The 23,764-nt window shown below is 51.0% G+C and carries 16 protein-coding genes; all 16 read right to left on the bottom strand.

Annotation, left to right across the window (positions count from 1 at the left end):
* Positions 1-12: 12 nt before the first annotated feature.
* Complete coding sequence (aguB, locus tag NSB25_RS08555) at positions 13-927, bottom strand: N-carbamoylputrescine amidase (RefSeq protein ID WP_103239327.1); 915 nt, start codon at positions 925-927, stop codon at positions 13-15.
* 13 nt (positions 928-940) lie between these two features.
* Complete coding sequence (gene aguA / locus NSB25_RS08560) at positions 941-2,050, bottom strand: agmatine deiminase (RefSeq protein ID WP_103239328.1); 1,110 nt, start codon at positions 2,048-2,050, stop codon at positions 941-943.
* 457 nt (positions 2,051-2,507) lie between these two features.
* The gene (gene nspC / locus NSB25_RS08565) at positions 2,508-3,695 is read right to left on the bottom strand and encodes a carboxynorspermidine decarboxylase (RefSeq protein ID WP_103239243.1); all 1,188 of its coding nucleotides are present in this window, start codon (positions 3,693-3,695) and stop codon (positions 2,508-2,510) included.
* Between the two features lie 29 nt (positions 3,696-3,724).
* Positions 3,725-5,719 (bottom strand): ABC transporter ATP-binding protein, encoded by a 1,995-nt coding sequence (locus NSB25_RS08570; RefSeq protein ID WP_103239244.1) that lies wholly within the window; start codon positions 5,717-5,719, stop codon positions 3,725-3,727.
* A 35-nt stretch (positions 5,720-5,754) separates the two neighbouring features.
* Positions 5,755-7,608 carry an ABC transporter ATP-binding protein gene (locus tag NSB25_RS08575; RefSeq protein WP_103239245.1) on the bottom strand — a complete coding sequence of 618 codons (1,854 nt, stop codon included), beginning with the start codon at positions 7,606-7,608 and terminating at the stop codon, positions 5,755-5,757.
* Positions 7,609-7,719: 111 nt separating this feature from the next.
* The gene (locus tag NSB25_RS08580; RefSeq protein ID WP_103239329.1) at positions 7,720-8,394 is read right to left on the bottom strand and encodes a sensor histidine kinase; all 675 of its coding nucleotides are present in this window, start codon (positions 8,392-8,394) and stop codon (positions 7,720-7,722) included.
* A 93-nt stretch (positions 8,395-8,487) separates the two neighbouring features.
* Complete coding sequence (locus NSB25_RS08585) at positions 8,488-9,183, bottom strand: LytR/AlgR family response regulator transcription factor (protein ID WP_103239246.1); 696 nt, start codon at positions 9,181-9,183, stop codon at positions 8,488-8,490.
* Positions 9,184-9,208: 25 nt separating this feature from the next.
* Positions 9,209-10,549, bottom strand: a complete 1,341-nt coding sequence (locus NSB25_RS08590) for a S1C family serine protease (RefSeq protein WP_103239247.1) — start codon at positions 10,547-10,549, stop codon at positions 9,209-9,211.
* A gap of 176 nt (positions 10,550-10,725) precedes the next feature.
* Positions 10,726-12,564, bottom strand: a complete 1,839-nt coding sequence (glmS, locus tag NSB25_RS08595) for a glutamine--fructose-6-phosphate transaminase (isomerizing) (RefSeq protein WP_103239248.1) — start codon at positions 12,562-12,564, stop codon at positions 10,726-10,728.
* Between the two features lie 49 nt (positions 12,565-12,613).
* Positions 12,614-13,546: a glycosyltransferase family 2 protein gene (locus NSB25_RS08600; RefSeq protein WP_103239249.1), complete on the bottom strand. Its 933-nt coding sequence runs from the start codon at positions 13,544-13,546 to the stop codon at positions 12,614-12,616.
* 66 nt (positions 13,547-13,612) lie between these two features.
* Positions 13,613-14,701, bottom strand: coding sequence for an LCP family protein (locus tag NSB25_RS08605; protein WP_103239250.1), 1,089 nt, complete (start codon positions 14,699-14,701; stop codon positions 13,613-13,615).
* Between the two features lie 27 nt (positions 14,702-14,728).
* Complete coding sequence (locus NSB25_RS08610; protein ID WP_103239251.1) at positions 14,729-16,135, bottom strand: undecaprenyl-phosphate glucose phosphotransferase; 1,407 nt, start codon at positions 16,133-16,135, stop codon at positions 14,729-14,731.
* A 71-nt stretch (positions 16,136-16,206) separates the two neighbouring features.
* Positions 16,207-17,184: a glycosyltransferase family 2 protein gene (locus NSB25_RS08615; RefSeq protein WP_103239252.1), complete on the bottom strand. Its 978-nt coding sequence runs from the start codon at positions 17,182-17,184 to the stop codon at positions 16,207-16,209.
* On the bottom strand, positions 17,172-18,548 hold the full coding sequence (locus tag NSB25_RS08620; protein ID WP_172455048.1) for a glycosyltransferase: 1,377 nt from the start codon (positions 18,546-18,548) through the stop codon (positions 17,172-17,174). Before NSB25_RS08620 ends, NSB25_RS08615 begins: the two co-directional genes overlap by 13 nt.
* Before the next feature lie 124 nt (positions 18,549-18,672).
* Positions 18,673-20,394, bottom strand: a complete 1,722-nt coding sequence (locus NSB25_RS08625; protein WP_103239254.1) for a phospho-sugar mutase — start codon at positions 20,392-20,394, stop codon at positions 18,673-18,675.
* Between the two features lie 187 nt (positions 20,395-20,581).
* Complete coding sequence (locus tag NSB25_RS08630; RefSeq protein WP_103239255.1) at positions 20,582-23,749, bottom strand: hybrid sensor histidine kinase/response regulator; 3,168 nt, start codon at positions 23,747-23,749, stop codon at positions 20,582-20,584.
* Between the last annotated feature and the right edge of the window lie 15 nt (positions 23,750-23,764).

A 23,764-nucleotide genomic window follows, 5' to 3' on the forward strand; every position in this document is an offset into this window, starting at 1 on the left:
TTTCCCTCCTGTTCATCTCCCTGTCAGACCACATATCTCCCGGTACATCTCAGGCCTTCTGTCCCGAAACAATCCCCAGCTGAAACGCATTTCCTCTATGGCCCGCAAGTCAAAAGCATGCAGGATTACCGTTTCCTCCGTTCTGCCTGCATCCTCCTGAATCTCTCCTGTCTCATCCGTGATAAAAGAGGAGCCGTAAAAAGTCAGGGAGGAAGATTGTCCGTTATTCTCCGGGGAAGGGAGCACCTTTTCCTCTCCTGTCCGGTTGGCGGCAATCACCGGCACCACATTGGCAGCTGCATGTCCCTGCATACAGCGGCGCCAGTGGGGCATGCTGTCACAGTCAATAATGGGCTCGGAACCGATGGCCGTGGGGTACAGCAGAAGCTCCGCCCCCGACAGCGCCATGCACCTGGCAGCCTCCGGGAACCATTGATCCCAGCAGATTCCCACACCGATTTTCCCATAAGCGGTATTCCAGACTTTGAATCCCGTATTCCCCGGCGTAAAGTAGAACTTCTCCTGGTAGAAATGATCATCCGGAATGTGAGTTTTGCGATATACGCCGAGAATACTGCCGTCCGCGTCGATCATCGCCACAGAATTGTAGGTCACATTCCCCTCCCGCTCGAAAAAGCTTATCGGCAGCACCACTCGAAGCTCCGCGGCCACCCTGCGAAACCGCCTTACCGCCGGATTCTCTTCCGGAGTCATGGCAAGCTTATAGAAGTCATAATTCCTCTCCTGACAGAAATACCGATTCTCGAAGAGCTCCGGCAGCAGAATCACCTGCGCCCCTTTTTCCGCCGCTTCCCGGACCAGTTTCTCCGCCGTCTCCAGGTTCTCCTCCACAGAGCGATTGCAGTACATCTGTACCGCGGCCGCTGTTATTGTTTTATTTCCTGATCTGTCTGTATATAACCCCATGTCATGCCTGCCTTTATCTGTCATAGTGTTCCCCCGGTATCTGCTGCGTAATACAGTGGATATTCCCTCCCCCGATCAGGATATCCCTTGTATAAATCTGTATCACTTCCCTGTCTGGAAACAGTTCCTGCAAAATCGCCTTCGCCGCCTCGTCCGCCGGATCCCCGAACCCCGGCATCACAATACTGCCGTTGGCGATGTAGAAATTCACATAAGAGGCCGCCAGCCGCTCTCCCGGTATACGGGTCGGTTCATCCTGGCAGATATCCAGCCCCTGACATTCCCCGGAAGTGATGGTCACAGGCTTCGGCAGAGGCAGCTTATGTACCTTCAGCCGCCTGCCCCCGGCATCTGTCACCCCTTCCAGATAGTCAAGACAGGCCTGCGACATGGCATACTGCACATCTGACCTGTCCTCCGTCCAGGCCAGCACCACTTCCCCCGGCGCAGTAAAAGCACAGATATTGTCCACATGGCCATTGGTTTCATCGTTATAAATCCCGCAGGGCAGCCAGAGAATCTTCGACACATTCAGATAGCTCTTCAGATTCTCTTCAATCTCCTCTCTTGACAGGTCCGGGTTTCTTCCCCTGCTGAGCAGGCAGCTTTCCGTTACCATGCAGGTTCCCTCCCCGTCCACATGAATCGAACCGCCCTCCAGAATAAAATCCCGCTTGCAGTACACATCCTTTTCCAGCATGTCACAGAGCTTCCGGGCCATCTGATTGTCCTTGTCCCAGGGAAAATACAGGCCGTCATACAGCCCTCCCCAGGCATTGAATCCCCAGTCAATCCCTCTTATGACACCTGCGTCATTTTTTACAAATGTGGGAGCATAATCTCTGGCCCAGGCGTCATTACACGACATCTCCACCACACGGATATGCGGCGGCAGCAGAGCTCTGGCATTGTCATACTGTGCCCCGCCGGCGCACACAGTCACCTTCTCTGATCTGGCAATGGCCTCCGCAATCTGCAGGAAAGCCTTCCTGGCCGCATATCCGCCATACTGCCAGGAATCCGCCCTCTCCGGGAATATCATGATGCAGCCATCATGGGGCTCATACTCCGCCGGCATACGAAAGCCGTCCGCAGACGGCGTGGAATCTCTGATTATTTTCATTTCCTGCAAATATTCTCCTTATGCATCTCGTCTATACCTGCCTGTCTGACATCCTTCGACGGCCAGACCGGTCTTCTTCATTCATAAACCCTTCCGCTATTCATCATACTATAAAATGTCCCAAATGTCTTCCCCAGGATACATTTATTATACAAAGATTTTATAATTCCTTAAGTCCGCAGTCAAACTTTAGACACATTTTCAGGGTATGATAGATACATAAACAAAGGAGCTGTTGAATTTTAGCAATATGGTTGGGGTTCTGTCAGCTTCGACTAACAACAATACTGCTTCGGCAGTTTTACTATATATCTTTCTCTTTCATGTTTTCTTTTATATTACTCCCTTTTAAGAGCCCGGTTTCCGGGCTCTTACTTTATCCGCTCATCCGAGCCGGCTCCCATCCGCTCATCTCCTGATCTCACACAGCATTCCTGTCAAAAGTCTCCGCATTCCTTCACGACAGCCTCCCCTTAAAGTCCTCATAGCCGAATTCCTTCACCATAACGCACTCGCCGTCCTTCCTGCGCAAAACGATGGCAGGCAGAGGCATTCCGTTGAAAGTATTATTCTTCACCATGGAATAGATGGCCATATCTTCGAATACCAGTCTGTCTCCCTCTTTCAGCGGTTCCTCAAAGGAATACTCCCCGATGATGTCTCCTGCCAGACAGGTAGGTCCGCTCAGCCGATATGTATACGCCTTCTCCCCCGGTTCGCCGCTTCCCTCCAGCGGCGGTCTGTAAGGCATCTCCAGCACATCCGGCATATGGCAGGCGGCGGATGTGTCCAGTATGGCAATGTCAGTCCCATTGTGCAGGGTCTCCAATACCGTGGTCACCAAAAAGCCCGCGTTCAGCGCCACCGCCTCCCCGGGCTCCAGATATACTGTCAGTCCGTACTTCTCCTGCATCCTTCTGATACACCGCTCAAGACGGGGAATGTCATAATCCGCTCTGGTTATATGATGTCCTCCACCGAAGTTTATCCACTTCATCCCCGGCAGATATGCACCGAACTGCTCTTCCACCGCATCCAGAGTCTTCTCCAGGTCGTCGGAATTCTGTTCACAGAGTGTATGAAAATGCAGACCATCCAGACAAGACAATATATCCGAAGATATAGCATCCTCCCCGGAATCCGGCCTGACCCGGAAATTCTCCGCCGTCACCCCCAACCTTGATCCGGGTGCACAGGGATCATAAATGGCATGGGTCTCCTGGGTGGAACACTCCGGATTGATGCGCAGCCCAATGCTTTTTCCGGCGCCTTTGGCCCGGAGGCCGAACTTTTCCACCTGCCTCCAGGAATTGAATACAATGTGCTCACAATACCGCAGGATCTCTTCGAAATCCTTTTCCCGATAGGCAGGAGAAAAGATGTGATTTTCCACTTTCTTTCCCTCCCGGGCCAGAGGCACCGCCATCTCCTCCGCGCACAGTCTCGCTTCATACAGTCCGCTCGCCGTGGCGCCGCAGAGAACTCTCCCGATTAACGGGTACAATGTATAAAAAGAAAAGGCTTTCTGGGCCAGCAAAATCTTCGCTCCGGTCCGATTCATCACGCCTGCGAGAATCTCCAGATTCTTTTCAATCAAAGCCTCATCTACCACATAACAGGGTGTGGGTAATTGCGCTGATTTCATAACAGTCTCCTTATCTATACTCAATTCTACTATACACACTTTCCCTGAAAAAGCAAGTCCGGCTGCTCCTTCGTATAATATTGTGCCTGCGCATTCCACAGCTCCCTGTATTTTCCTCCCTCTTGAGCCAGAAGTGTCTCATGTTTTCCTCTCTGCAGAATACTCCCTTCATGGAACACCACAATCTCATCGCAGAACCGGCAGGAAGCCAGCCTGTGGCTGATATAGACAGCAGTCCTGTCTCCCACAATCTCATTGAATTTCGTGTAAATCTCATACTCTGCCACCGGATCCAGAGCCGCTGTGGGCTCATCCAGAATGATAAAAGGGGCGTCATGGTACAGAGACCTGGCAATGGCGACTTTCTGGGCCTCGCCTCCGGAAAGCTGTACACCCTTATCATCCAGTTCCTTAAAAAGGATAGTATCCAGCCCCTCCGGCCGGGCAGCAAGCCAGTCAGAAAGCCCTGCTCTCTCCACACACCGGACAGCCCGCTCGCGGTCATAATCCTGGCTGTTCCAGGATGCTTTTCTGCCTCTTCCACCTTTTCTGACGCTTCCTCCTGTGTCTGCGGCAATGCTTCCGGCAGCCACATTATCCAGAAGGCTTACGGCAAGCAGCTGAAAATCCTGAAAGACCACGGAAAACACGCCGAGATATTCCTGATAATTGTACTTGCGGATATCGATTCCATTCAGAAGAATCTCTCCTTCCGTGGGGTCGTACAGACGACACAGAAGCTTGATGAAGGTAGTCTTGCCCGAGCCGTTCTGTCCCACCACCGCCAGCCTCTCCCCCACTTTGAACTTCAGGGATACATTCTTAAGGGCCCAGCTCTCTGTATTCGGATACCGAAAGCTCACATTTCGAAATTCCACCTCATACTTTCTGTCGGAGCGCTTTTCCACCGTCAGAGAACCCTGGTACATCTCATTGGGAATATCCAGGAATTCAAAAATCATTTTTAACGTATCACTGTTGACCCGTGCCTCCCCGATTACCTTCAGCACACCCGCAAACCCTGTGGAAAAAGCTGTAATCCCGCCGATATACTGCGTCACGGCGCCCACCCCGAAGGCGCCGCCCCAGGCCTTCAGGCACACGAACAGATATACCACCCCCAGGAACAGTCTGGATGCGGCCGCTGACAGCGCAAACAGGCATCCCATCCATCCCCTGGCATCCCGGGCCATACCGCTGTTTATTCCGTTCTTGAAATCAGCCACCTGTTCAATTTTCTCAATCCCATACACATCCTGTCTGTAAATTCTCATATCCGACGCCCGCCTCTCCTGCCGGAACAAATCCATACAGAAAAAATAAATCCGGTTCCCGAGCTTCTGGGTCTCATCATGCTTCATCACACGCATCTCCGCCATGGTGGCCAGCCACGGTGAAAGTATCGTTACCCCCGCCATTACCAGCACAAGCAACAGGATAAAGAGAGGACTGTTCAGTACTGTCAGCCATCCCGCCTGTTCCGGCACCGGCAGTCTGAACAGAGAAACCGTAAGAACTGCTGCTCCGGCGATTCGGAACATTTCCTTCATCAGACATTCAAAATGTTCATATATTTTACCCAGCCCCCAGCCGCTCCACATCTCCCGCTGATGAATTCGGCTCAGCAGCTCATGGGTGGACGCATCGTCCGCCGCACAGAAATCCATGGTAAGCAGCTTCCGGGAAATCCGTACCTCTCCCTGATAATACATGACAGAAGCGAGCGCCTGCTTCCATCTGCCGACCAGCGCCTTCAGCAGATAAGCCACTGCATCCGCAGTCAGCAATACAATTACCCATCTCTGTAACAGCTCCGGCCGCCTCAGACCCGCCAGCTCATCCAGAAGTCTGGCGGAAAAATAAAGCGTCAGATAAGGAACCAGAGCCTCAAGCACTGAATGTAAGGCGGCGGATACAAACAACATGGGACATTCCCTGCACCAGAGTAAAACCGCCCTTTTATTCAGAGAAAATACTTCCCTCCAGGAAAGTTCTTTCTTTTTTTCCTTCTTTTTACTCTTCATTTTAATATGCCCTCTCCCTCTGCTTTACAGCGTATTTACTCATTTTCTCCCGGTCTGTCCACATAATATCTGCTCTGAATCCTGAAAAGCTCCGCGTAGGATTTTCCCAGTGTCATAAGCTCTTCATGGGTTCCCTCTTCCGCCACTTTCCCATCTCTCAGCAGAATGATACGGTCACAGAAACGGGTGGAAGCCAGTCTGTGAGAGATGAACACAGAAGACTTTCCCCGGCTCAGTTCATGGTATTTTCGGTAAATATCGCTCTCCGCAATGGCATCCAGCGCCGCGGTAGGTTCATCCAGAATCATGACAGGGCTGTCTTTGTAGAGAAGCCTGGCCATCACCAGCCTCTGCTGTTCTCCTCCGGAGAGCTCCACCGCATCGTCATACACCTCTTTTACCAGATGGGTGCCATAGCCCTCCGGAAGAGCTTCCACCTTCCCGGCAAGTCCTGCCTTTTCCATACAATCCCGCATCCTGTACGAATCTGTCTCCTGTTCAAAGCAGGCCACATTCTCTCCAATTTCACCTGCCAACAGGGAAAATTCCTGGAATACAGCCGAAAAAAGCTGATAATAATCCCTGCGGTTATATTCCTTTATATTCACACCGTTCAGCAGCACCTCTCCCTCATCCGGATCATACAGGCCGCAGAGCAGCCTGACCAGTGTGGTCTTCCCGGCTCCGTTTGCCCCTACCACCGCCAGCTTCTCCCCGGGATGAAGCGTCAGATTCAGATGGAAGAAAGTCTCCTTCTCCGCGCCCGGATAGCGGAATGTCACATCTTTCAGCTCAATGGTATATTCTGTTCCCGGCATCACCTCAAGCGCCTTTCCCTTCTCAAATAAAAAAGGTTCCTCGTAATCCAGCATTTCCCTGATACAGGATAAGTCCAGGCTCTGCTTCCGCAGTCTGGAAACGCTGTCCATAATCCCGGTAATCCAGGCTGTAAATCCACTGACAGCCGTGAAATAAAACAGAAACTCCGAAGCGCTAAAACTTCCCTGAACAGCCAGATAGAGCAGCCAGGCATAGGCAATCCCGTTTCTCAGAAAAGAAAGAGCCACATCCGTAAAGTCGGCCAGCAGACAGACTCTCTCCCTTCTCAGATAGAAATCCTGCAGCATCCTCATGTTTTTATCCTGCATCTCCCGAAGCCAGCCTCCGATTCCGAATATCCGCACATCCTTTGCCAGCTGTCGGTCCCTTGCTCTGCCCCGGAAGTAAAAGAACCTGTTTTTGATTTCCGCTTCCTCCTGCCTGTGCCGGTATCCCCAGCCATTGAAATAACTACTTGCCAGATAACTTATAACCGCCGCTGCCAGAGTCACGATGATGATCACAGGGTCAGCATGGGTCAACAGATATAAATAGATACAAAATCCCACAAGATTCTGGAGAAGCCCGGCAAAAGTACTCCAGATATACTCCGCCGCCGAGTCGTTTCCTATGGATGCATCGGTGGCCTTTGTAAAGGAACGGATGAAATCCTGGCTTTCCCGCACCGGATAGGAACAGGTTCCCGCCTTTCGCCACATTTTCGAAATGATGGAAAGCCGTATGGGTATTCTCATAAATATCTGATTGTTTTCCAGATAAGCGGAAAGCCCCTGAAGCCCCATGATTCCCAAAGCAAAAAATCCGATACTGCCAATCATCGTTCCCAGTGCATCGTGCCGCTCCAGATTCCCCAGAATCGTAGGTGCCACATACAGCTCCATCAGCGATATCGCCACTGCAAGCAGGGCCTGGAACAGGGTAACTGCCAACACAACAGAATTTGTACCCAGAGCCTCCTTCACCATAAAAAGCGAGTTACTCAGCATCCCATATTTTACATTGTTCCTCGTTTTCTCATGTCTCACCTTCCTGAACAGTCTCCTTTCCATCCTTCTTCGCCCGTCTGGCTCTTCCCTTTTCGGATATTATAATACAAAATCCCCCCGGCAGCACATTTCAGGGACGAAATGCATCGTCAGGGGGATAAAAAGCAATATCTTTTACTGTGGCAGCAAAACTTCCGTGGTAAACGCACCATCCTCGCTGTTCCTGCTGATATAGCCCTGATACCTGTCAATGATGGTATCAATGCGCACCAGCCCGTAACCGTGGTCCGCTCCCTTGGTGGAAAAGAACCTGCCGTTCACTTTCTTCTGCTTCTTCAGGGCGGTGGTGTTGGTAAATGACATATAAAGCTGAGTATTTTTCATTACCATATACACCCGGATCATCCGCTCCGCTTCCGGGAGCGCCATACAGGCCTCAATGGCATTGTCAAAAAGGTTTCCGATAATGATACACAGGTCAATCTCCGCTGTGGAAAGAGCCACCGCTACATGTGCGTCCGCCTCCACCTGAATCTTTTTGGACCTGGCAAGGGAAATCTTGCTGTTTAAAATGATATCCGTCATTTTATTTCCTGTCTTCAATGCCGGGTCCACTGTGCTTAAATCCTCGCTGAGGGCCTCCAGATACGACGAGGCCGCCTGCACATCCCCCATATCCAGATAGCTTTTCAGCACCTGAATATGATTGCGGTAGTCATGTCTCCAGCCTCGAATCTGCCGGTACATATTCTCCACCTCGGCATAGTGGGTGGCAAGGAGATCACTCTGATAAGCGGCAATCCGCCTGTCGATTCTTTTTTCCCGGAAGGCCGGTTTCAGTAATGACATTTTCATTTCTCTCTTTCTGTATATGGCAACAGTGCAGCGCCCGATATAAGCTGCATTAAATGTAACCGTTTTGCGATTGTTCCGACTGCCACGTCAAAAATAATGAATCATGGCCCGGTTTATTTCCTCGTAAAACTTCCGCGAAAGAGGCAGCTCTCCTCCGTCCTTCAGAATCACCTGTGTCCTGGTAATCTTCCTGACAAAATGCAGATTTACGATATGGGACCGGTCCGTGCGGAAAAAGCTCCCGTCCAGTTCCTTCTCCAGCTCATTCAGCGTCTTCTTCACTGTCCATGCTTCCTGTCCGCACACCGTCACATAGTTTCTCCGCACCTCCAGATAATGGATCTCCCGGAGGGGAATCCGCATTACGGTTCCCGACATCGACAGGCACAGTGCCTTCTCCCTGCTGTCAAGCCTTTGGACAGCCCTCTCAAGTACCGTCCGTAATTTTTCTTCTGTCACCGGCTTGATCAGATAATGCAGCGCTTCCACATCATATCCTTCCGAGATATATTCCATATAGCCCGTGATAAAGACAATCTGTACAAGGCGGTTTTCCTGCCGGATTTTCCTTGCCAGATCCACACCGCTCATCTGTCCCATCTCAATATCCAGTAGTAAAAGGTCGAAAGACCTGTCCTCTTCATAACGAAAAAGAAAAGCTTCCGCCGAAGGGAAGCTCTCTATATTCAGGGCAGTTCCTGCGGACGCCGCCCACCTTTTCAGCAATGTCTGCAGATAGGCGGCATCCGTCTGATTGTCGTCACAGATTGCCAGTCTGTACATGAATCAATCTCCTTATTGTTCTCAGTTATTCTGCTGTCCGTACGCCCAGCGTAAGCTCCAGATCATAGCTCTCGTATTCGCCGTTCACCGCGCGCTTTACGGTAACAGTCACCGTATCTCCTGTTTTGTAATACTCCAGCGCCTCCTGCAGGTCCGCATAGGAAGAGATCCTCTGTCCGTCGAATTTCACGATGACATCTTTATTCTTCATACCCGCCGCCTCTGCCGGTGAGCCTTCCTCCACACTGACCACATATACGCCCTGAGGAATGCCATAGATCTGTTCCATCTGCGCGGAAACCTCCTGAGGAGAGATTCCCATATAACCCTTTTCCTCTTCGGCTACTTTCTCCGTTCTGGTCCGACGTTCCATCAGGTCTGCAATAATAGGGCTGGCCTTACTGATGGGAATGGCATAGCCCATGCCTTCCACCCCGTATTCCTTAATCTTGCCGGAGTTGATGCCGATGACTTCCCCGGTAATGGTCAGCAGCGCGCCGCCGGAATTCCCGCCGTTGATGGCCGCATTGGTCTGAATAAAAGTACCTTTGGTGCCGTCCTCACTGGTCACTTCCCTGTCCAGGGCACTGACAATGCCGTTGGTCACAGACTGTCCGATGCCCAGCGCATTGCCGATGGCAATCACAGGCATACCCAGCTTTAAGCTGTCGCTGTCTCCCAGCGTTGCCGTGGTAATGGCATTTCTGGTCTCCGCAGACAGGCTGTCCACAGCCACCGCTATCACAGCCAGGTCCATCTCCGCATCCAGTCCCTTAATGCTGGCCTGGGCGGCAGAGCCGTCTATAAAGGTAACTTCCAGAGAGTCCGCGCCTGCCACCACATGATTGTTGGTCACGATCAGCAGCTCGTTGTCTCTCTCCTCCACGATGATACCCGAACCGGCCGACGGTACGGACTCCGTATACGTGTAGCCCCAGAAGGATCCGGTTCTGGTGGAGGTATTGACGATGGACACCATGGCGGGCATCACTTCTTCCACCACATCGGAAATGTCATCGCTCACATAGGTAACCTGGCTGACATTGGAAATCGCATTGCCTGACGCCGGTGTCTGTGTTCCGTTCTCCGAAGATATTTCATTTCTGCTTTCCTGTGGCATCAGCCTGTCGGCCCCCAGCTGCACCGCATAAAACCCGGCCCCCGCAAACAGCCCGAACACCAGCCCCAGACTCAGACTCAGCATGAATTTGCCGAAGACACCTTTTTTCTTCTTCTTTCCTTCTGCCGCAGGTCCTGCAGCGCCTGCACTGCCCGGGGCGGCATTTCCCGTGTAGAAGTTCCCGTCCGTCTGATAAGTGGTATACTTTCCCGTATTGGAATCAGAATAAATTTCATTTTCGTACATAATAGTCCTTCCTTTCTGCAAAATGTGAACTTATCACAATTTCAATTCACATCTGCCACCTTTTTATAAAATTTATTTTGTGGTCCTTAACTTTATGGACTTAAGTATACCTTTCAATTGTGACGGAAGTGTGTTTTCCTCATGAAGTGATTGTGAAAAATTCTGCAAAATATCAGCTACTCCACAGTGACAGATTTCGCCAGATTTCTGGGCTTATCCACATCGCATCCTCTGCCCACCGCCACATAATAGGCGAAAAGCTGCAGAGGAATGATGGCCAGAGAATTCGTGAAGTAAGGATTGGTCTGGGGAATGTAGACCACATAATCGGAAGCCTTCTCCACAGCCTTATTCTCCTCGTTGGTGACGGCCATCACAAACGCCCCTCTGGCCTTTACTTCCACGATATTGCTTATCATCTTCTGGTAGAGCTCAGGCTGGGTGGACACCGCCACCACCAGCGTCCCGTCCTCTATCAGGGAGATGGTTCCGTGCTTCAATTCTCCCGCCGCATAGGCTTCCGAATGTACATAAGAAATCTCCTTCAGCTTCAGCGAACCTTCCAGCGAAATGGCATAGTCGATTCCCCGCCCGATGAAAAAGATATCTCTTGCACCCAGGTAACGGTTGGCGAAACGCTGTATCTTCTGTTTCTGTCCCAGTAAAAGTTCAATCTGGTCCGGCAGACATTTCAAATCCGCCAGAAGCGCCGTGAATTCCCTGTCAGACATAAGCCCTCTGACTTTCGCCAGCTTCATGGCCAGCAGATACAGCGCGGCAAGCTGGGCGCTGTAGGCTTTGGTGGTGGCAACGGCAATCTCCGGCCCTGCCCAGGTATACAGACAGGCATCCGCCTCTCTGGCGATGGAGCTTCCCACTACATTGACAATGCCCAGCACCTGAAATCCCTTTTCTCTGGACTCCCGCAGCGCCGCCAGAGTGTCCGCGGTCTCTCCGGACTGGCTGATCACAATCACCATGCATCCCTCCTCCAGAAGGGGATTCCGATAGCGGAACTCACTGGCCAGGTCCACTTCCACCGGAATTCTGGCCAGTCCCTCCAGCACATATTTGCCTGTGACACCGGCATGATAGGCGGAACCGCAGGCCACAATGTGAATCTTCTTAATGGCTCTGAGTTCATCATCCGTCATATTCAACTCTTCGATGTGAATCTCCCTCTCCCCGTTCCTGTCCCGGACTCTGGGAGAAATGGTATCCACAATCGTCCGCGGCTGCTCATACATTTCTTTCAGCATGAAATGTTCATATCCTGCTTTCTCCGCGGCATCTGCATCCCAGTCTATGGTGGCAGATTCCTTTTCCACTTCCTCCTCATCCATGGAATAAAAGCTTAGGTCATCTCCCCGAAGAACCACAACCTCCTGATTATCCAGATAGTAAACCGTCCTGGTATACTTCAGAATGGCAGGAACATCCGACGCTATAAAGCATCCCGACTCATTCCGGCCTACAATCAGAGGACTGTCCTTGCGTGCGGCATAGATTTCACCCGGATGGTCTGCGAACATGATCCCCAGCGCATAGGAGCCCTCCACCCTCTGCAGTACCTTGATAATGGTCTCCAGCGGATTTCCTTTATAATAATAGTCCAGCATGTGAGCCAGCACTTCCGTATCCGTCTCCGACACAAAATGACACCCTCTGTCTGTCATCTTCTTTTTCAGCGGAATATAATTCTCAATAATGCCGTTATGTACCACCGCGATGGTACCGGCTTCATTGGTGTGGGGATGGGCGTTTTTATCGCTGGGCGCCCCGTGTGTGGCCCATCTGGTATGACCGATTCCTGAATGTCCCGGCATACTCTCTCCGCCTCTTGTGATATTCTCCAGTACCTTCAGGCGTCCGATAGCCTTCCGTGTGCTGATTTTATTCCCTTCATACACCGCCATCCCCGCCGAATCATATCCCCTGTATTCCAGCCTGGCCAGACCATCCAGAATAATGGGCGCCGCCTGTTCCTTTCCGATATATCCTACAATCCCGCACATAACTGTTCTCCTTCCGGTTTATTTTCAGAAATTGGCAGATTTTATCCCGTCAATTTCCTTTCTGCCGCCAGTATTCCCTGCTGGCGGTCAGCTTCAGCACCCAGCCCATGGGCAGTTTTTTATAATGTTTTCCCAGAAGATATCCCGCATACTTGAACCCGCATTGCACGCAGAATCCCGGAAAACGATACAGCTGTTTTCTCCGCTTCAGATATCTCCAGGTCCCCTTCACAAGCTTTTTCCCCTCGGATTCCGATGCCACCTCCGCGAAGATCTCCGGATGATCAGCCTGCGACACACCCAGGTCAAAATTCCGCCTCAGCTGCTGAAAATTGGTGTAGTTATGGGAATGAATCACCTGAGCCTCAGCCTCATAGGAAACGGCATATCCCGCCGCAATCGCTGCCGCCGCATAAATCATATCTTCATTAAAAATAGTATGTCGGATAAAACCACCCAATTCCTCATAAATATCCCTCCGATAAGCCGCACATACATTAGAGCAGAAATAGGTCTTAATCCCCAGCTCCTCCAGATCAGCTTTCGTTTTGATTCGGGAGACTTCCGGATAGTTAAAATGCCTTGATGCTTTTTCCAGTATCGACGAAGCGGGACCGGTAAGCTGCCTGGCATATGCCACTGCCACGTTTCCCGAGAGATTCTCCGTCAGCCTCTCCAGAAGTCTAACGTCCGCAGGCATCGCGTCCTGTGTTAATACCACAAAAATATCCGCCTGGGAGTACATCACCCCTCTGTGTCTTGTACCTCCATGGTCAAATTCTTCTTTTTCCAGATGAACTACCTGCACATTCCCGTATTTCTCCGGAAAGTCCGTTCCTGCCGTCAGTTCTTCAAAATATTTTTTCCCCGTATTCATCAGAATAATCCGGCCCACCGGCACTGTCTGATTTTCCAGTCTGTCCAACAGGAGAAAAAGTGTGCTGTCCGGCTTATACAGGGGAATGATGACATCTATCTTCAAGCTCTTTGCTCCTTCACGCAAAAGGAGAGCCCGAAAGCCCTCCTTTGGAACTTTTTGTCTGCTCTGTTAATCCTTCAGAAACGGTGTGGTATCCGCTTTAATCGTCTCATTGTATTCCATTACACTGTCGCTGACTGTATAATCATCGTCTCCGAACAGGAACTGATGCAGCCATACCACATTGGACTCCAGGTCTGTGGGAATCACACAGGCCCCCTTGGCCCCCATATTGGCATTGCCACGCATATCCGGCTGAGGAAATCCGTCTTCCGCCACAATTCTGTAATTTGCAATATTTCCCAGCAGCTCCAGAATGTCATTGGAATCCAGGCTGGTATAAATATCCCCGATGCAGTCGTTAAAGACATTGGTCAGTGTCACCAGGTCTGTCTTCTTCGCCTGCTCCTCAATGGCCTGAATCACCTCTCTCTGACGGGCTGCACGCTGGAAATCATCCCCCTTTGTATGGCGAATCCGGCAGTAAGCTGTGGCCTGCAGACCGTTCAGCAGCTGATATCCTGCCTCCGTCACCGGAGTATAATCACACTTCAGCACCTCACAGATGGAAATCTGATAATTGTTAATATGCTTCAGCTCTTCGCTGTCCACGTCGATATAGATACCGCCAAGTCCGTCGATTACCTTGCTTAACCCTCTGTAGCCCACAGTCACAAAATTGGTGATATCCATGTCCAGATTCATATTCAGCATCTTAACTGCCTGCTCCGCACCGCCGAAGGAATATGCCGCGTTGCATTTTCTGAATTCGTCGCCGATGTTCAGATAAGTATCCCGGTAAATACTGACCAGCTTGATATCTCCCGTATCCATATTGATATTGGCAATCATGATACTGTCGCTGCGGCTGCCCTTGTAAAGCTGCTTATCCGAGGTTGCGTCCACGCCAAACAGCGCAATATTCATGTATCCATGCATCTTCCCGCCCTCTTCCTTGCTCTCAATTACCTGGGAGGGAATTGCCAGATTATCCGGATCCAGATAGGTCACTTTGGGACCCTCCCCGGATTTATTCATAACCAGATATAATACCGCAATCATAATCAGAATAATCAGAATCTCCACGGCAAAAAGGACCATCTTCCTCTTCTGCCTTGCCGCCCGCTGTCTTGCATTCATTTTTCCCTGTGGTGCCATAAAACCTTCTCCTTGTCAGTAAAATTGTTAATAAGCATTTTTATTAATAAATCCTGTCACAAAAGTCATCAGGATTATTTTCAGGTCAAACCATATAGTCCAGTTCTCAATATAATAAATGTCATATTCAATTCGTTTTCGGATAGAAGTATTCCCCCGAAGTCCATTTACCTGCGCCCATCCGGTGAGACCCGGCCGCACCTGATGCTTAATCATATACCTGGGGATTTCTTCCTTAAACTTTACCACAAAAAGCGGGCGTTCCGGTCTGGGCCCTACCAGACTCATATCCCCTTTTAAGATATTGAACAGCTGGGGCAGTTCATCCAGGCTTGTACGACGCAGGAACCTGCCCAGCGGCGTAACCCTGGGGTCATTCCGCACCGTCCATGCTTTCTTCTCCTCCGCGGGCGACTGCTGCTCCATGCTGCGGAATTTATACATATAAAATGACTTATTGTGAAGCCCCACTCTCTCCTGTCTGAAAATCACAGGACCGGGGCTGGTAAGTTTAATCAGCAGAATCACAAGCAGCATAATCGGAGAAGTCAGTGCAATCCCTGCCAGCGCACCGAAGATATCCATCATCCGCTTCAGCATGATATTTCCCGTATTGGTCAGGGGCACATACCTGATATTAATCACCGGCAGCCCCATCAGATCCTCTGTATAAGGTTTGCTGGGAATCAGACTGTTGTAATCCGGGATAAATTTCGTATGGACACCCGATTTCTCACAGATGGATACGATATCCTCCAGATGATCGTAATCCTGCAGTGAGAGGGAAATGGCAATTTCATCCAGACTGTTCTCCGGCAGAATTACTTCCAGATTCCCCAGCCTGCCCAGGACCTTTACGCCCTTGTACGTGGTTCCCGCAGGAATATGATCATCCAGAATCCCGCAGGCCACATATCCCCACTGGGGATTGTCCGTCAGTCTGTCAATATATGCTTCCGCCGCCCGGGAATATCCCACCAGCAAAATGTGTTTCAGATTATACCCTCTGCTGCGGATCTTTCGGAGTCCCTTCCGCAGAGTCAGCCGAAAGCAGGAAGTGATAAAAACATTAATAAAATAAAAAAGCGCCATCACCGAACGGGAAAAATTGAACTCCCGGATAATCATGTACAGAACAATGATCAGAGCCATAATTCCGATGGTATTGGCCTTCACAATTCCGAATACTTCAAATCGCCGCCGTACTGTCCGCTTCGGTGCATAGACACTGCAGGAATAGTAAAGGAACATGTAAGCGGGAACAATAAAGAACAACAACATAAAATAATCACCGGCCGGAAGCACCCCGATTCCCGGCCCGTCATTTAAAACGTAAAATTTAAAGAAATAGGCCAGCATAAGCGAAGCCGCCGTAATGGCAGCATCGGCAATTACCATTAACCGGTTGAATACTTTCTGATTATCTTTTATCATAAGCGCCACCTGAAGGTTACCTTACCACATTATTATAAAAAGAACAACTTAGGAATTTATGAAGCCGTTTCTTAATATTTCTTAAGAATTCTTATGGTGTTAAGATACAGCTGCCACTGAATACACAGATAATTCCTCAGATTACGGCATTTAAAAGGGATTCTTCGGGAACGTCCCTCTTTTGAAAACGATTTTTCAAGTCCCTCTCCCAATCCCTTCAAATATAAGAAGCCCATCCTTTTTTTAACAAAAAATAAGAATTTTACCAAAAAACCAATCATCAGAAAAGGAAAATTTATAATCCGCTGGAGAAGCGGCATGTTTTTGGCAATGATATATACACTGTTGGCAGCGGCCAGTGAAGTCTTCCATTTATTGTAACGGGAGCCGCTGGAAGCGCTGCCGTAATGAATCACCTCCGCCGATGGCTCATAGTAATTCCTGTACCCGTGGATTCTGGCTCGATACCCCATATCCAGATCTTCCAGATAGGCAAAATGTGCCTCGTCAAAAAGGCCGATTTCCGCAAATACGCTCCTGCGATAAATGGCCGCTCCTCCGCAGGAGGAAAATATCTCTGCCGCTCTCTGATATCCGTTCGCAGATTTTCCCTTCCCCCGGGCATATGCCCACCCCAGAACACAGTATCGGTCCCCGGCATCGTCAATTCGCTCCGGGGCGTCCCACATAAGCATCTTCGCACTGACAGAAAAAGCATGCGGCTTTTCCTCCATGGCATCCGTCAGCGACTTGACAAAGTGCGGCCGTACTTCAGTGTCATTGTTCAGCAGAATCACAAACGGAGCTTCCGAAGCCTGAATTCCCACATTCACCGCATGACAGAAGCCCGTGTTGGAAGGCAACGCAATTACAGACACCTGCGGAAAACGCTGCCTCACAAGCTCCAGGCTTCCATCCACGGAACCATTATCTACCATCACCACCCGGAATTCCGGCGTCCCCTTCTCCTGTCGCAGCAGTGCCTTCAGGCAGCCTTCTATAAATTTCATCCCGTTATAATTGGGTATTACCACTGTCACTTTTTCCATAGTCGCTCCCGCTTCAGCTTTATGGCGCAGTCCGGCAGATACAGAATCCTGTACCCGGCTTCCCTCAGTGCTCTGCACAGCCTCAGGCTCAGGTCTGTCCAGTCACTGTCCTCCGGCAGCAGAGACACATCAAACACCTCCGTACCGGGAATTGCCTTATAATGTACCCCCAACACCTGCCGGAAAATCTCCCGGCATTCCTGTCGCACCCGGACATTGCGGATATCCACAGCGGAAGCATTCTGGGCCAGTGCCGCACGGTGCAGATAACCGCTGTACCCCACAGGAAGGCCCGCATAAATCGCCTCTCCCTCTTCTGTCATTCTTCCCCCGACAATCCGCTTCTTATACACCAGAGCTCCGCCCACAGCTGCCACATCCTGCCTGCTGTCGAAGATGGAGCCTTCATAGTGAAGTGCATAAAATCCCACATGCGCAGTCTCTTCCGCGCTTGCCTTCCATCCCGCTTCCCGGATAAAATCCTGCACCGCTCTGCGTCCCGCTTCATAGGCATAGCGTTTGCTCTGAGGATTTTCCGCTGTGGAACCGGTATGGCATCTCCAGTGATATAAAACTTTTGCTATATGGGCAATCCGGTCTTCCTGCCGCCCGATTTTCGCCGCTGCCCGCAACACCAGATCATAGTCCTGAGCGCCGTCATACTCCGGCCGGAATCTCAGCTCCTGTATCAGTTCCCGCTTCATCACCAGAAAATGGCAGATATAATTATTGCTCAGCAACAGATCCAGATTAAAGTCTTCTTTCAGATTCGGTTCATAATATTCCGTTCTGTCTCCGTTACATTTATCTTCGTCGGAATACAGCATTTCCAATTGTATTCCCCGGTGTCTTCCTTCCTCAATCCGGACAGCCATTTCATGCAGAGCATTTTCCTCCAGAATGTCATCATGGTCCAGCAGCCCTGCATACTCCCCGGATACATACTTCAGGGCCTGGTTGGTGTTCTCCGCAATTCCTCTGTTCTCCTCCAGACGTATATACCGTATTCTGGAATCCTTTACAGACATGACCACCTTTTCCACACTGTCATCTTCGGTAGCATCCGCCAGAATCAGCTCCCAGCCAGGATAGGTCTGGCGGCGCAGAGATTCCAGCAATTCCCTGAGATACTTCTCTCTGGTACCGTATGCGGGTACCAGAATGCTGAAGCTCACAGGATATTCCCCCTGTTCCCATGTCCTTCTCTGCCCTTCCGGCGACGCCTCTGACAGCCGGGTCCGGCAATAAGAAGGCTGCCTTCTTTCGTCCAGTCTCTCCCTGACTGCGTACCAGGTTTGCCGCAGCCCGTTTCGCTTCAGATAATATATGGTTTTCTTCAGGTTAGCTGCATTGATTCTGCCCAAAGCCGCCTCCATTTCACACGAATCCCTGCCATAACTTGCACCTTACGCAAATCAGGCAGGGAATCCTTTTCTTCTCTTATCATCTCTTACGACACTTTTCCTGCTGGCCAGGCAACAGTGTGACTTACAGTTCCGCTTTCAGGTCCTCGGTAAGCTGCTCCAGCCTTGCCTGAGCGTCCTCCAGGCTGGTGCCCTTCACGCCCATGTAAAATTTAATCTTCGGCTCCGTGCCGGAAGGACGGGCACAGCACCACGCATCGTCCGGAAGTTCGAAGTAAAGCACATTTGATTTCGGCAGGCCGGTCTGGCCTTCCTCTCCTGTAACCATATCCACCACCCGGTCTGTCTCATAATCTCTGAACTTCAGCACTTTCCGGTCTCCGAAAGCCTTCGGCGGATTCTGGCGCAGCCTCTCCATAATCTCCGCAATCTGCCTGGAACCGTCGATTCCCTTCAGCGTGATGGTATACTGAGATTCCTTATAGTAGCCGTACTTTTCATAAGTATCCAGCATCATATCCCACAGAGTCTTGCCCTGCTTCTTACAGAAAGCGGCAACCTCACATAGGCACATCACAGCGACGATGGCGTCCTTGTCCCTGGCGTGGGTTCCGGCCAGACAGCCATAGCTCTCCTCCAGACCAAACACGTAATGGTTGCTTCCGCTGCGCTCAAAAAGCTTAATCTGCTCTCCGATAAACTTAAAGCCCGTGAGCACCTCAATCTTTTTCACCCCATAGGCACTGGTGATAGGTCCGGTCATATTGGTGGTGACAATAGTGGTAACCAGCGCGGGATTCTCAGGCATGGTCCCTGTGGCGGTTCTCTCTCTCAGAATATATTCCGCTATCAGCATGCCGGACATATTCCCGGTAAAGGAAACATATTCTCCGGTTTTGGAGTCCTTTGCGTACACACCCAGACGGTCTGCATCCGGGTCCGTTGCCAGAACGATATCCGCATCCTTTTCCTTCGCAAGGCGAAGCGCATAGGTAAATGCCTTCGGATCCTCGGGATTGGGATAATCCAGCGTGGTAAAGTTGGGGTCCGGATTCTCCTGCTCGGGAACCACATAGACATGTTTGAAACCAAGTTCCGAAAGAATCCGTCTCGCAGGGACATTGCCTGTGCCGCAGAGAGGGGTGTACACAATCTTCAACTCATCCGCCACTTCCGCAATCACTTCCGGATGTATGATCTGCTTCTTCAGCTCTGTCATATAGGCGTCATCAATTTCTCTGCCGATAACCTGGTAAAGTCCCTTCTCCAGCGCTTCCTCCTTCGCCATGGTCTTCACAGTATGATAATCTCTGATACTCTTTACTTCCTCGATAATCTCTCTGTCAAAGGGCGCGGTGACCTGAGCGCCATCCTCCCAGTACACCTTGTATCCGTTGTACTCCGGCGGATTATGGCTTGCAGTCACAACGATTCCCGCTGTACAGCCCAATGTGCGCAGGGCAAAGGAAAGCTCCGGTGTGGGTCTCAGCGCATCGAACACATATGCTCTGATGCCGTTGGCCGCCAGACACAGTGCCGCCACATCCGCAAATTCAGGAGACATGCGTCTGGAATCATATGCAATTGCCACGCCTTTTTCCTGCGTTCCCTTCTTCAGTATAAAATTGGCAAGCCCCTGTGTGGCCTTACGGACTGTGTAGATATTCATCCGGTTGGTGCCGGCTCCTATGATTCCTCTGAGTCCCCCTGTGCCGAACTCCAGCTCCCTGTAAAATCTTTCTTCGATTTCCCCCTGGTTGTCACCAATGGCCTGCAGCTCATCCTTTGTCCCCTGATCAAAGTAATCGTCTTCCAGCCAGAAACGATATTCATCCATAAAACTCATCTTCCTTCTCCTCTCTTTACGCGCGCTGTTTTCAGACAGTCTTTTGAAGTCATTTTATCATAAAACCCTTAATTATGCCACAGAAAGTTCGTCTTCCGCGCAGAATCGACCTCAGGCCGTAACCATTCAGCGCCCTGTCTGAACTGTTACCTCAGGCCTGCAGCGGCTCCGTGACCTGTCTGCTCTGTCACACAGGCCTCAGCCAGCGGCCCATGCCCGCAATCAGCTCCGAAACATCCAGCGGTTTCTTCAGATGTCCGTTCATGCCCGCCTCCCTGCTGGCAGCCACATCCTCCGCAAAAGTATTGGCGGAGAGAGCCACAATGGGAACGGACAACGCATCGTTCCTGGGAAGCTTGCGAATGGCGCGGGTTGCCTCGTAACCGTTCATCACCGGCATCTGAATATCCATGAAAACCATATTGAAATATCCCTCCGGCATCATTTCAAACCGCCGCAGTCCTTCCATTCCGTCCGAGGCACATTCCACCATGGCACCGGTAGCGCCGATGATTTCCATGGCAATTTCCCGATTGATCTCATTGTCTTCCACCACCAGGATCCGATATCCCCGGAAAAGTTCGCCTGACGGAGCATTTTCCGTCTGTCCTTCCGGCTCTTCCTCTGTCCCTTTGCCCCCCGGCCGTTTCAAAAGCAGCGTCACCGTAACTCTCGTGCCTTTGCCCGGTGCACTTTCCACACTGATACCGCCGCCCATCATACGCACAATATTCTGCGCGATGGTCATTCCCAGACCGGTGCCCGCGTTTTGCTCTGCCTCCGAATTCTCCGCCCGGCTGAATGGCTCGAAAATATGCGGTATAAAAGCCGCATCCATACCGATGCCATTGTCCTCAAAAACAAAGTCATAGGAACTGCAGCCATATTTCGCGGTATCCCGTTCTATGAGAGATACTTCCAGTGTTCCCCCTGCAGGGGTATACTTTACAGAATTCCCCAGTATATTCAGAAATACCTGTCTCAGCCGGCTCTGGTCTCCAACGACACGCTCATGCCTTACCTGCACGGGATTGATTCTCAGATGCAGCCCCTTTTCCTGAACATCCGGAAGAACTGTGTCAGCCACATCCCGTATCAGATCGGATAAGCAGCACTCGTCTGCCACCAGGTCCACATTGCCCGACTCAATTTCGCTCAGGTCAAGTATCTCGTTGACCTGGGACAGCAGATTATTGCTGGAAGCCGTAATCTTCCCAAGGCAGTCTCTGACTCGTTCCCCGTCTTCCACATGTTCCGAGGCAATTCTGGTCATTCCGATGATCCCGTTCATAGGAGTGCGGATATTATGACTCATCCGGGCCAGGAATTCGCTCTTGGAGGCATTGGCATGATTGGCCGCGGCGCAGGCCGCCTCGATTGCCCTCTGCTCCCGCATTTCCTTCTGCTTGCTCTCCGTCACATCCTGCGCCACATAGACAATTCCTCTGGCTCTCCCCTCCTTATCGGCCTGGGTCATTACCGCAGTGGCCCGTATCCAGCCGTAGCTTTCCGAATCCCTGCCATCCTTTCCGGGCTGCTTGCGGTAAGCAAAAGTGACAAACGGCTGCTCCGGTCCCAGTACCTGTCTCAGATTCCGGATACTCATGGTACAGAGATAGTCCGCTCTGTCCTCCGGGTGTACGAAATTTTCCGCATAGGTCCGCAGCGCTGTCATATAATCCGCCTCGTTGCCCAGAAGCTTTTCCACTTCGCCCTGCTGCGTCACGCTGCGGAACAGCTGCTGCTCCAGATCCCCATAATAAGTAGCAAAAAACATGCTGCTCAGGCTGCCGATAATATTGGCCTGTTCCTGCGCCTTTTTCAATCGCATTTCTTCCTGACGCTTTTCCCTGGTAATATCCCGGCCCAGGATATTCACCAGTACCTGTCCGCCTCTGCGTATATAAGTAATGTGCTGCTCCAGCCACTGCTCTTCCGGTCTGTTCAGCCGATACTGACAGATCTCTTCGGAATAATCCTGCGTGTTTTCAGCCTGTTCCCTCACATGTTCCGGGCTCATACACGCCCGGAATTTATCCATGTCTTCCGGCCACACGGAACGCTCCAGCGCCTTCCGGTAATAGGTGGTATATCTTCCTGAACCGGCGTTCTGCGGCTCCGCACTTTCATTAAACCAGATTCGTTCACACTGATCCGTGTCCAGATGTATGGTAGTCATCACGTCAAACCGGGACTTCAGAATGGCCGCCATCTGCATATCTCTCTGAGAGAGCGCCTGTTCCTGGCGCACACGCTTATCCACATCCTGCAGCGCCAGCACCGCGTGATCCTTCGTCCCCTGGTTCCTTCCAAAATAGGCGATTACCGCCACATATCTGTACTCGCTCCCGCCCTTCCACTGACAGAGCATATCCGTTTTCTGCATGCCTGTATCTCTGGCACGCCTCAGCCCCTCCAGAGAAAATTTCTGTGTGAATTTTTCCAGATTTTCAGGATGCATCTGTCTGGCAAAACGGGAATGCATCACCACATCCCACATGAGTGTCTGAGAAGTCCATCCCTCCTGGGTATAGCCCTCCTCCCTGATCAGATTCACCTTTCCGTTATTTAAATCAATGGCATACACGCCGAAATTCTGTTCTCCCAGCGTGCGGGTGACCTCCTGGAGCCGGACACTGGCCTCATCCAGCTCCAGACTCTCTTTCAGCAGGTCCTGCACATCCTTCATATAGATCAGCACTATCTGTTCCTGATCGGTATATCCGGAATCCGGCACTACCTCCATCAGGTTCCAGCGGAAACCGTTGGGTGAACTGCGCCGGTAGCTGCAGGTCAGAGTCTTCCTTCCGGTGCGCAGTGCTCCTTTCAGATATTCCAGATGGGTAAAGCTCAAAAAACGGTCCGCATCGTCCGGATGTATAATGCCGTTCTCCGTAAACTGCCTGAGCCATCCGGAAAAAGTATCCGCTTCCCTGTCCGCCGCCCAGTCTTCTGCGCCCGGTTTTACGAAATCGTAACTGTTACGGCTTAAATTAACTCTCAGAATCTTGCGGTAAACATGGCTGACCTCATCTATATGCGGGGTCACGGAAATCACAAAGGCAGGGATTTCATCCTGCCAGAGTATTCTTTTTGCCACCATGTCCACTGCCCTGCCAATGGAACTGTCGCAGCTGACCGAACGGTTTTCCGCTTTATCTCCAATATTCAGAAGAGGACAGTTAGCACAGGAATTAACCCACAGTTTGTCACAGACCATCCCCCTGCGCACTTCCGGCACCATTTCCTGTACCTGACTGTTAAAATACAGAATTTCGTGATTATCCTCCCTGACGACATAGATTCCCGTCGCCGGTATGGCGTCCAAAATTCTCTCGTAATCTCTGATATCCATGAAGATTCTCCCCTG

It is taken from the genome of Acetatifactor muris (assembly GCF_024623325.1).
In the GTDB taxonomy this organism is placed as follows: Bacteria; Bacillota; Clostridia; order Lachnospirales; family Lachnospiraceae; genus Acetatifactor; species Acetatifactor muris.